This window comes from Microcystis sp. LE18-22.4A (assembly GCF_027531105.1).
GTDB lineage: Bacteria > Cyanobacteriota > Cyanobacteriia > Cyanobacteriales > Microcystaceae > Microcystis > Microcystis aeruginosa.
Genome location: NZ_JAPZRB010000194.1, coordinates 1 through 10,806 on the forward strand (window position 1 = coordinate 1; position 10,806 = coordinate 10,806).

Annotated in this window: 8 protein-coding genes; 4 read left to right on the top strand and 4 right to left on the bottom strand. The window is 45.4% G+C overall.

Translation table 11 applies throughout. The annotated features are described in order from the left end of the window. Window positions 1–153: 153 nt before the first annotated feature. Window positions 154–843, bottom strand: a complete 690-nt coding sequence (locus tag O9295_RS08445; RefSeq protein ID WP_288032660.1) for a lecithin retinol acyltransferase family protein — start codon at window positions 841–843, stop codon at window positions 154–156. A 301-nt stretch (window positions 844–1,144) separates the two neighbouring features. Between O9295_RS08445 and O9295_RS08450 the strand changes: the two genes are divergently transcribed. Both O9295_RS08450 and O9295_RS08455 read left to right on the top strand, forming a co-directional pair. Next, a complete protein-coding gene (locus O9295_RS08450; protein WP_002771307.1) occupies window positions 1,145–1,378 on the top strand; it encodes a hypothetical protein in 234 nt (77 codons plus the stop codon). Between the two features lie 22 nt (window positions 1,379–1,400). Further along, a complete protein-coding gene (locus O9295_RS08455) occupies window positions 1,401–1,895 on the top strand; it encodes a phosphoribosyltransferase (protein WP_043998939.1) in 495 nt (164 codons plus the stop codon). 82 nt (window positions 1,896–1,977) lie between these two features. Here O9295_RS08455 and cydB read toward each other — a convergent pair whose 3' ends face one another. Then, window positions 1,978–2,991, bottom strand: a complete 1,014-nt coding sequence (gene cydB / locus O9295_RS08460) for a cytochrome d ubiquinol oxidase subunit II (protein WP_002753098.1) — start codon at window positions 2,989–2,991, stop codon at window positions 1,978–1,980. An 8-nt stretch (window positions 2,992–2,999) separates the two neighbouring features. Further along, the gene (locus O9295_RS08465; RefSeq protein WP_288032661.1) at window positions 3,000–4,427 is read right to left on the bottom strand and encodes a cytochrome ubiquinol oxidase subunit I; all 1,428 of its coding nucleotides are present in this window, start codon (window positions 4,425–4,427) and stop codon (window positions 3,000–3,002) included. 232 nt (window positions 4,428–4,659) lie between these two features. Here O9295_RS08465 and mnmG point away from each other — a divergent pair, with 232 nt between their 5' ends. Then, window positions 4,660–6,567, top strand: a complete 1,908-nt coding sequence (mnmG, locus tag O9295_RS08470; RefSeq protein WP_288032662.1) for a tRNA uridine-5-carboxymethylaminomethyl(34) synthesis enzyme MnmG — start codon at window positions 4,660–4,662, stop codon at window positions 6,565–6,567. A gap of 922 nt (window positions 6,568–7,489) precedes the next feature. After that, window positions 7,490–10,111, top strand: a complete 2,622-nt coding sequence (locus O9295_RS08475; RefSeq protein WP_288032663.1) for a bluetail domain-containing putative surface protein — start codon at window positions 7,490–7,492, stop codon at window positions 10,109–10,111. Here the strand turns inward: O9295_RS08475 and O9295_RS27320 are convergent. Further along, window positions 10,108–10,353: a tetratricopeptide repeat protein gene (locus tag O9295_RS27320; RefSeq protein ID WP_353851852.1), complete on the bottom strand. Its 246-nt coding sequence runs from the start codon at window positions 10,351–10,353 to the stop codon at window positions 10,108–10,110. The two genes, O9295_RS08475 and O9295_RS27320, sit on opposite strands and share 4 nt — an antisense overlap. Window positions 10,354–10,806: the final 453 nt, after the last annotated feature.

A 10,806-nucleotide genomic window follows, 5' to 3' on the forward strand; every position in this document is an offset into this window, starting at 1 on the left:
TCAGGGGGTCAATTACCTAATTTTCAGGGAAAAAGTACCTGAATTTTCCCCCCAATCACTCCAAAGGTCGGCACTTTTTGAGGGAAAACAAGTCTAAAAACCCTATCCAACAAGGTTTTTAGATTTATTCAGCAAACCCTACTGACATCCAGACTAACCGTTAGCAATCACCAGACTTTTAAGAACATTTTCGGTCATGGCCGCTAGTTGATCCAATTGTTCCTGATGGCGTTTTGCCTGTTTTTTGGCTTCTACCTTGCGTTTCAGGGCTTCCCGGGCTAAATCATCGCGATTTCTGCTTAAAGCTTCGATCGCTACTCGATTCCATGTTTCTGCTTCTTGAATGGCTTTTTTGTACTGGGGTTGAATTTCATCCCAACTGACCTTAAGATTGCTTAAAGCCCCTTTTAACAGGGTTTGGGCATTGTTGGGGTCGGCTCCGATGAGGGATTTTTTCAGAGGTTCGTAGAGTCCCACCGCTTGTAAATGGGTAATAATCGGGATAAATTCTTCTATCTGTTGACTTTTGCTAATACCGGTCTTACACCAAGTGGCAAAATGTTCGCAGTTGTTAAAAAGAAGATTATATTTCTGCTCCCCCAGACGACTTAGCGCCCTTTCTACCACCACATCGGGGATAAAGGAAAATCCCACCTCTACATAGCGCACCACATAGATTTTACCGCCCCTAGCAAAGGTTTCTAGGGAAGTTCGTTCTACAATCTCGCTCGGTTTTCGGTAATGAATGACGCTACCATCACCGCAATCGATGCCATGATGAGCATAAACACCCTGAAGATTGAGCAATTCCCGCTCAGCGTATATTTGATCCCCTTTAGCCATATTTTTTTAGTGATAAAGTAAACAAGGAGATTGTCTATTGAGCCAGTTTTTCCGGTTATTAATCTTCGTTTTCATGAAAATATTCCCGATCGCGATTTGTCAAAACCTATTATAGCATTTATCTTAATGATGAGGTACAAAGTTTTCCTTTGGGGGAGTCGGTCGTCAATACCAAATTAGGTTACACTTCATCTTTATGGGAAACGCTGTAAAAATTATCGAAGCAGAAATTGAGAACTATAGCCTAAACACCAGCGATTCAAGCCCCTTTTTGACTGTTAACCCCCTTAACCCAGAGATTATGGATGCTTTTAGTCCCTTTCCCCCTGACTGGACAGAGAATGCTGTTCACGCCTACAATTTTTGTTGTCCTTACTGTGGGGCAAAAGCTAAAGAAGCTCAGGCCGTTTGGATCAATCGCCGCGCTCCCGTTTTAGGAGAAGATTCTCGACGTAAATGGCAGGAATTCTATCATTGTCAATGCGATCGAGTTTGGTGGGCCTGGAGTAGTGATCGACCTGCCGAAAATAAGTAATTCTGAATCGGGAATGGAAAATATGGCCGATGTCTATGTTTCTTGGGATGAATACCATCGTCTGATCGAAAAATTAGCAGTAAAAATCGATCATTCTGGTTGGCAATTTGCTCAGATTGTCTGTTTAGCTAAGGGAGGATTGCGCGTCGGTGACATTCTCTGTCGTCTTTTTCGTCAACCCCTAGCCATTCTCTACGCTGCTTCCTACGGGGGGCAAAATCATCAAATTCGGGGAGAATTAACTATTTCCTCGAATTTAGCCATGATCGAACCCAAATTAAAGAGTCCCTTGTTATTAGTGGATGATTTAGTCGATTCGGGAATCACTCTCCAAAAAACCTCGATTTTGTTACAGGAAAAATACGGGATTACCAATATCAAAACTGCGGTGATCTGGTACAAAGCGGCATCAAGAATCAAACCTGACTATTATGTGGAATATTACCCCGATAATCCTTGGATTCATCAACCCTTCGAGCGTTACGAGTTAATTACCCCCAAAGACCTCCTAGAATAAATTCAGTTTAGCATCAGCGGTAGAGAGTTTCCCCTTAAAAATACCACCAAAGAAGATTCATATCTGAAATCGGCAACGCCATCTATTCTCCGTAGGATTCAGCAGTAATTTTGCCCCGAAAAACGATGTAATTATAAACTGTATAGGCTAGTAAAATTGGGATTAAAAAACCCACAAAAGTCAGCATAAACACCAAAGAACTAGGGGCGGCCGCCGCTTGATAAATTGTCACTGACGGGGGAATAATATCGGGGAAAATCAACAATCCCAAACCGATAAAAGAGAGCATAAACAGCAATACTGTCCAGACCATGGGGGTGTTTTCTTCCTTTAGTTGCAAACTCCGCAGTAATAAACCCAGTAAGACCACAGCTAAAATCGGGATGAGGATAAAGATGTAAATTAGTCGAGGGTCAAATAAACGCTGACGGATATGGTCAGAAAGCAGCGGCGTACTGATGGTGATAAAGACAGCACCGATAAAAGTGGTAATAGCGGCAATTTTTGCCGTTTTATAGTGAACTTCCTGTAAATTACCCGTAGTTTTCAGAATTAGGTAAGTGGAACCCACTAAAACATAAGCTTGGATTAAAGTTAGAGAAACTAGAATCGATCGCCATGTTAACCAATCAAAGGGGCCGCCGGCAAAATGACCCAATTCATCCACTTTAATGCCCTCAAAAACCGCACCGAGGGCGAATCCTTGCCCCAAAGCGGCCAAAAAACTGCCGAGTCCGAAGGCATAATTCCAGAACAACTTGCGACGAGAATGTTCACGAAACTCGAAGGAAACAGCCCGAAATAACAGCCCCACCACCATAATCACTGCTGGCAGGTATAAAGCGTTTAAAATTGTCCCGTAAGCTAGGGGAAACGCCCCAAACAGGGAACCCCCCATCAAGACAATCCAAGTTTCGTTAGCATCCCAAACATTGCCCAAACTGGTCATTAAAATACTGCGACGCTTCTCGGAGGAGGAAGTCAGGGAAAGAATTCCCACCCCCAAGTCAAAACCATCGAGGAGGACGTAGAGAAACAGGAATAAACCCAGAATAAAAAACCAAATTTGTGGCAAAAAATACTGTAACGGTTCCATAGTTCCTCCTATTGTTGCGCTTCTAGGGAACGAGGATTTAGTTCTGGTGAGGTCACTTTTTCCTGTTGAGTCCCCGGCAGTGGTAAGTTGAGATTGGGTCCCTGACGGATAATAAGACTACCGAAATAGAGAGCAGAAACCAAGAAAAAGACATAAATCGCCGTAATTCCGATTAAAGAGGTTAAAATCTCGCCTGCGGGCAGTTTAGAAGCAGCATCCACTGTCCGGATTTGATTGTAAACTGTCCAGGGTTGACGACCGACACAACGGACAATCCAACCGGTTTCAACCGCAAGATAACCCAGAGGGGCCGCAAAAACCCAAGCGCGCAGTAACCATTTTTGACTGTCGATTTTTTCGTTACTCAGTTGACCGCGCAGCCATTGCCCGACAGTTACAGTCATTAAAGAAGCGAGAAAAAGACCGATAGCGACCATAATCCGGAAGGAATAATAGATTAGCCCCACCATGTGCGGTCTGTCTTCGTATTTCCACGTTTTTAAGCCGAGAACAGGTTCCGATAACTTGGGTTTTAACTCCAAAAGATAACCCAAAGCATTAGGAATCTTCACTTCCCAGCTATTTGTCTCCGCTTTATCCTTGGGTAAAGCGACCAAACTCCAACCGGCAGTTTCTCCCGCGGGAATGGTTTCCCATTGTGCTTCCATAGCGGCTAATTTAGCCGGTTGATAGTGATACACTTGTTCGGCACTAAGATGACCGACAAAAATTTGCAAGGGGGCGATAACAATCGCTAGAGTAAGAACAATTTTGAGAGAACGACTAAAAAAGCTAATGTGACGTTTATTGAGCAAATACCAAGCACTAATCCCACCAATGACGAATAAAGAAGTTTCCAGAGTAGCGAAAAACATATGCAGGAAACTATTAACCATGAAGGGATTGAGAATCGCTTGTAGGTAATCCTGAACGATAAATTTACCATCCACGAAAATGCCGCCGGCGGGGGTTTGCAGCCAAGAATTAGCGGTTAGAATCCAGAAAGTGGAAAGATTAGCCCCGAAAGCGACGAGAATTGTCGCTAGGAAGTGAATTAAAGGGGGAACTCGTCCCCAACCAAACAACATAATTCCCAGAAAACTAGCCTCTAGCATAAAGGCCATGGTTCCCTCGAAACCGAGGATAGTTCCGAAAAAGTCCCCCACCGCTTCCGAAAAAGGCGCCCAATTCATGCCAAACTGGAAGGCCATGGGTAAACCAGAAGCAACTCCAATGCCGAAATTGAGAATGTAGAGTTTTGCCCAGAAGCGAGCGTGATGATAGTAGTCAGGATTGCGGGTTTTTAGCCATAATCCTTCGACAATGACTAGATAAATGCCCATACCAGTGGTTAACACCGGCCAAAGCATATGGAAAATAGCGGTGACGGCAAATTGTATCCGCGACAAAGCGACGGGATTGGCAAGTAAATCCATGATTACAATCTTTAAACGATCGTGAAGATATGATAAGCACCTATAATACTTAGCCAGTAATGCCCTGAAAAGGCAAGGGTAAATAGGGATTATACAGATTGTTTTTAGATTTATGCGATCGCTTTGGTGTTAGTCAATGACTTAGTTAGTATTCTTGTATTATATTGGGGGGAAAACTCAGAAAAATTGCTAGAATATTAGCCTGATTAATTAATTTTCCCCTCGATCGAGTATGACTTTCTCCTCAGCCGCAGACTTTCAAGACGAATTTGATGTCATCGTCGTCGGGGCGGGCCATTCCGGCTGTGAAGCGGCCCTAGCTTGCGCCCGTCTCGGTTGTCGTACCCTTCTCCTCACCCTTAATCTCGATAAAATCGCTTGGCAACCCTGTAACCCCGCCGTCGGTGGTCCGGCTAAATCCCAATTAACCCATGAAGTGGACGCTTTGGGCGGCGAAATTGGCAAAATGGCCGACCGCACCTATCTGCAAAAACGGGTTCTTAATGCCTCTCGCGGACCGGCAGTCTGGGCCCTACGCGCCCAAACCGATAAACGGGAATACGCGGCGGTGATGAAAGGTATCGTCGAAACCCAAGCCAATCTGGTTATTCGGGAAGCCATGGCCACAGACCTGATTTTAGGGGCAAATGAGCAAGTTTTAGGGGTAGAAACCTATTTCGGCACTTGTTTCGCCGCTAAAGCCGTCATTTTAACCACTGGCACTTTTTTAGGCGGCAAAATCTGGATCGGCGGCAAGTCTATGGCAGCTGGACGCGCGGGCGAATTTGCGGCGGTGGGTTTAACAGAAACCCTAAATCGTCTCGGATTCGAGACCGATCGCCTAAAAACTGGCACTCCTGCCCGTGTGGATAAGCGTTCGGTGGATTACTCCCGTATGGAACCGCAACCGCCTGATGACGAGGTACGTTGGTTTAGTTTTGATCCAGAGGTGTGGATCGAACGAGAACAAATGAACTGTCATCTCACCCGCACCACGGCGGCAACTCATCAATTAATCAGAGATAATTTACATTTATCCCCCATTTATGGCGGTTTTATTGACTCCAAAGGGCCGCGTTATTGTCCTAGTATTGAGGATAAAATCGTCCGTTTTGCCGATAAAGAAAGTCATCAAATTTTTATTGAACCGGAAGGGCGCGATATTCCCGAACTTTATATCCAAGGCTTTTCAACGGGACTGCCGGAAAATGTTCAATTAGCAATGCTGCGGACTTTACCCGGTTTAGAAAACTGTGTGATGTTGCGTGCTGCCTATGCAGTGGAATACGATTATTTACCGGCAACTCAGTGTTATCCAACCCTGATGACGAAGAAGATTGAGGGATTATTTTGTGCGGGACAAATTAACGGCACAACCGGTTATGAAGAAGCGGCAGCCCAGGGACTGGTGGCGGGGATTAATGCGGCCCGGTTTGCTTTAGGAAAAGAGTTAATTGTTTTTCCCCGGGAGGAAAGTTATCTAGGAACTTTGGTCGATGATTTGTGTACCAAGGATCTGCGGGAACCTTACCGGATGTTAACCAGTCGTTCCGAATATCGCTTAGTATTGCGATCGGATAATGCCGATCAAAGATTAACACCTTTAGGGCGAGAAATTGGCTTAATTGATGACCGGCGTTGGCAATTATTCCAAACTAAACAAGCTAATATTATCGCTGAAAAAGAACGCCTACACGAAACGAGAATTAAAGAACGGGATCAGGTGGCAATCGCCATCGTTAAGGATACGGAACAAAAAATCAAAGGTTCTCTCTCTTTAGCGGATTTACTGCGTCGTCCTAGCTTCCATTATCTCGATCTCGATCGCTATGGTTTAGGTAATCCCGATTTAAATTTAGCCGAAAGAGAAGGGGTAGAAATTGAGATTAAATATTCCGGTTATCTGAAACGACAACAAAATCAAATTGACCAAATTAGTCGCCACAGTAACCGTCATTTATCCCCCGATATTGACTACATGAAAATCGAAACTTTGTCAATGGAATCCCGGGAAAAATTAACAAAAATTAAACCCGCCACCATCGGCCAAGCCTCGCGAATTGGCGGAGTCAATCCAGCCGATATTAACGCTTTGTTAGTGTATTTAGAAATGCGGCAAATGTCGGGAGTTAAAAACTAGGGGATAATCTTGATTGGTTCTCTTGTACTTTGTGGGAAAATGTGGGTATTCTTGATAGCGTCTTGGGTAAGTAAGCCCTGAAAGCCTTATCCAGAGACCGTTTTAAAAGTCATAAATTTTGCTTATCACACGAAACCCAAGAGAGCCTCTTGATTTTAAGTGATCGAGAGTTATACCAAATCCGCTTTTGATAGTATGATTAACTACCCGTTCCCTACTCCCTGCTCCCTGTTTTTTTATGCCTTTTAAACAGGGTTTAGCATCGCAATTTCTGCGCTGGTGGTGTCTTCCACTATAGCTTAAATTGATTAAATTATTGCCTCTGCGGAATTCAATACCTCTCGGTTAAGGATTTTTTAGGGCTTCTCGCCTACGGGATCACAAGGGTTTCAGTCTCATTGTGAACGCGCGAACCGGGGTTCTGAATGGACGTTACTTAATGAAAAATTAACGCTTTGCCTTTGGCTAGGGTGGGATAATTAAAGTAGGTTCTGTGGGAGGTTGTTATGATTAATCCTAGAACTGTAGCACCTGTTATAGTCTGTAGTGTATCTCTCTTAACAGGGTTTCTCATATTTCCTGAGACTGCATCAGGTCAGTATCGATACGAAGCTTCGTTACAAACTATGATTGATGCCTACAAAGATTACGATGAACAAAGTAGGGATTACATACCTGGAAAAAGAGGGACAATACTGTCTTTGACGTATAAAACAGAATGGGCAAACAGAATAATCCAATTTCTCTACGAGTTTGATAAAAAAGCCTACCAAGACAGACGTTACTGTAAAGAGGCAGATCACTATCATGATATGGCGGCGAAGAAGCCAGTGGAATTAGGATTATACTCGTGGAGTTCACTAAAGATTCATTGTAGCGGATATTTATAAAGAAAAGGCGCAAGAAGGAGGTGACGTGCATCATGACATATTCTCCACAACTTCAACTGACATTCATAGATGAATTGGACTACTTAGACATTCTAGATAATGCCAGGGAATCACGAATGAATGTCTATTTATCCTCAGAGGGTAAATTTCAGATAACTTCCCCCCAATTTGAACAATTAAATTTGCCAGTTGTTTCTTCAATAGCAACTGTTCAAAAACAGCCCCTTGCAGGTGAATTTACTTCTTTTAATTCGGAATCGTTATCAACCAATCTAGCGGCTACAACCAATGGAATTGTTGTTACGACATTTGCGGATGTTGTCAATCCTTTGGATGGGTTGATTTCCCTGCGAGAAGCTATCCTTGCCAACAACAACAGTCCAGGCAATAACACGATTGTCTTAGGTGCGGGAACTTACACTTTGAATCTTCAGGGGGCGGGAACGGAAGCTGGCGATTTCGATATCTTGGCTAACCTGAACATTGTTGGTTTGGGTGCTGGTCTCACGATCATTGATGCCAAGAGCATTGACCGGACTTTTGAGGTCTCTCCCAATGTTGCCCTCAAGCTTTCTGATTTAACGATCAGTAATGGTTTGGCAGCTGGGGCAAATGGTGGAGCGATTTATAACCAAGGAACCGTCAACCTCAGTAAGGTTACTGTGAGCAATAATAAGAGTACAGGGGGTAAAGGGGGTGCTATCTATAATGCCGATGGAGGCATTATCGGAATTATTGACAGCACGTTCTCGGATAACCTCGCTCAGGGACTGGTTGGACACTTTGGTTCGTCTCCTGGTGGCTACGGGCAGGATGGAGGTGATGGAGGCGATGGCGGTCCTGCTTTTGGTGGTGCAATCTATAATTCCGTCGAAGGAGTAATCGATATCAGTGGTAGTAGCTTCCTGAGAAATATTGCCCGAGGCGGTAATGGTGGCAGGGGTGCTAACGGGGCTGCTGCTAACCCACGGTCGTTCTTACAAGATGGCGGTGATGGTGGTGATGGTGGTGACGGCGGCAATGCCCAAGGTGGTGCGATTTTCAACGAGGGCAGTTTAAGCGGTACTAAAAGCACTTTTGCAGACAATCAAAGTCTCGGCGGTGCTGGCGGCAGTGGCGGCAGTGGCGGTCGAGGTAATGGCGGATACAGTGAAAATGGTTATCCAGGTCTGAATGGCTCGAATGGCACGGGTCAAGAACCTAATGTCTCCAACTACGGATTCGGAACAGCAGAAATGACCTACATCACCCTACAAGGAACTGCCGACAACGACACCCTTGAGGCATTGGGTCTCCACAGTAATTTATTAGGTCTGGGAGGCAACGATACCCTCATCGGTGGATCAGGCAACGATACCCTCGATGGTGGAGTCAGCTTTGATAGTATGCGAGGGGGTAACGGTAACGATACTTATGTCGTTAGCAGTCTGGGCGATGCCATCATTGAAAACGTCAACGAAGGTATCGATACTGTCCAATCCCCAATTACTTACAGTCTGGAAATTCTCCTGAACCTAGAAAACCTGACCCTAACAGGGACAGGCAATATTAACGGCACAGGCAATGGCCTCAACAACAAGATTACTGGCAATTCTGGCAACAACATCCTGACTGGAGGCGATGGCAACGATACCTATAATTTTGATACTGATACTGTGTTGGGAAGCGATCGCCTCACGGATGGGGCGGGGATCGATACCTTGAACTTTGCCAGCACGACAACGAAAACCGTCAGCGTCAATCTGGGAAGTACATCTGCCCAAGTCGTCACCCCTGGCAATCTCACTCTCACCTTAACTAGCGCCAGCGCCTTTGAAAACATCACGGGCGGCAGCCTAAATGATACCTTGACGGGTAACAGCCTGAATAATTCCCTGTCAGGGGGGAACGGCAACGACTCTCTCAGTGGAGGCGGTGGCAACGACACCCTCGATGGTGGAAGTGGCAACGATGCCTATAATTTTGACACTGATACTGTGTTGGGAAGCGATCGCCTCACGGATGGAGCGGGGATCGATACCTTGAACTTTGCCGACACGACAACGAAAGCCGTCAATGCCAATCTGGGAAGTACGGCTGCCCAAGTCGTCACCCCTGGCAATCTCACTCTCACCTTAACTAGCGCCAGCGCCTTTGAAAACATCACGGGCGGCAGCCTAAATGATACCTTGACGGGTAACAGCCTGAATAATTCCCTGAGTGGAGGCAGCGGCAACGACAGCCTGAATGGGGGAATCGGCAACGATATCCTCGTAGGAGGTCAAGGAAAAGACATCCTGACGGGCGGCACAGGACAAGATACTTTCACCTATAATGCCCTTACTGAGTCTCTCCTCGCCAGCTTCGATGTCGTCAAAGATTACAGTGGTAGCGGGGCTTCTCCCGATCGCATCAATGCCCCATCAGCGATCCCAGCAGTCTCGCTGACTGCATCGAAAGGGACTGCTGCCAGTTTATCGCAAGCTGCCATTCAAGCCGTCCTCACCAATGCGGTCTTTGGGGCTAATACTGCAGCCGCCTTTAAGGTAACAGGTCAGAGTGGAACGTTCATCGCCCTCAATAACGGGGTTGCTGGCTTCCAGGCAGCCACTGATGCCATCCTCCAACTAGAGGGTTACAACATTAATGGGGCAAATCCGGTCGTCATTATCTAAACCGACAGGAGTTGTATCATATCTGGTTGATTCCCCACAGTGCGATCGCCGATCTTCTGCTGGATGGCTAAAGACTGTTGATAGAAATCAATCGCCTTCGGATACTGTCCGAGGGAACGGTAAGCGAGTCCTAAACTGCCTAGAGAAGCGGCTTCTCCCTGTCGATCTTTAATCTCCCTGTTGATAGTGCGATCGCCGATCTTGTAGGTTGGGTTGACGAAAGGAAACCCAACTACATCCATGTGTCTTTTTCTCTCTGCTAATTCCTGAACTTCCCCTGTATAAATATACTAGCTATGGCTCAAAGTCTTACAGAGCCTGAGTTAAAGCAATGTAATACTAATAAACTACTGGGTACAAACTCCTGAAATCCTTACGCAGACAGGGTTTGAGGCAAAATTTTTCAAATTTGACCCTTCGACCATTATAGCTTGTTTCCAGGCAGAAAACCATCAAAAACATGGCTACCGAGGGAATCGCTGACTCTAGAGATTAATGACACCATCTGTTACAATAAGGTTAGCGATCACTATACAGCCAACTCTACGGAATCGCTCTACTCTAGATACAGTCAACGGTACAGCCATTTTCAAAGGGAAAATGTACCCAGTAGCGTCTTTTCAATTTTTTCTGAGAAGCTCCAGGCAGTAAGGGTTTTGTTAATTTTTTAGTATTTCTGTATGGGGGAAGTCCAG

Excerpts from the sequence above, each read along its gene's own strand:
- O9295_RS08465 (WP_288032661.1), bottom strand. The coding sequence starts at position 4,427 with ATGGATTTACTTGCCAATCCCGTCGCTTTGTCGCGGATACAATTTGCC.
- O9295_RS08445 (WP_288032660.1), bottom strand. The coding sequence starts at position 843 with ATGGCTAAAGGGGATCAAATATACGCTGAGCGGGAATTGCTCAATCTT.
- O9295_RS27320 (WP_353851852.1), bottom strand. The coding sequence starts at position 10,353 with ATGGATGTAGTTGGGTTTCCTTTCGTCAACCCAACCTACAAGATCGGC.
- mnmG (WP_288032662.1), top strand. The coding sequence starts at position 4,660 with ATGACTTTCTCCTCAGCCGCAGACTTTCAAGACGAATTTGATGTCATC.
- cydB (WP_002753098.1), bottom strand. The coding sequence starts at position 2,991 with ATGGAACCGTTACAGTATTTTTTGCCACAAATTTGGTTTTTTATTCTG.
- O9295_RS08450 (WP_002771307.1), top strand. The coding sequence starts at position 1,145 with ATGGATGCTTTTAGTCCCTTTCCCCCTGACTGGACAGAGAATGCTGTT.
- O9295_RS08455 (WP_043998939.1), top strand. The coding sequence starts at position 1,401 with ATGGCCGATGTCTATGTTTCTTGGGATGAATACCATCGTCTGATCGAA.
- O9295_RS08475 (WP_288032663.1), top strand. The coding sequence starts at position 7,490 with ATGACATATTCTCCACAACTTCAACTGACATTCATAGATGAATTGGAC.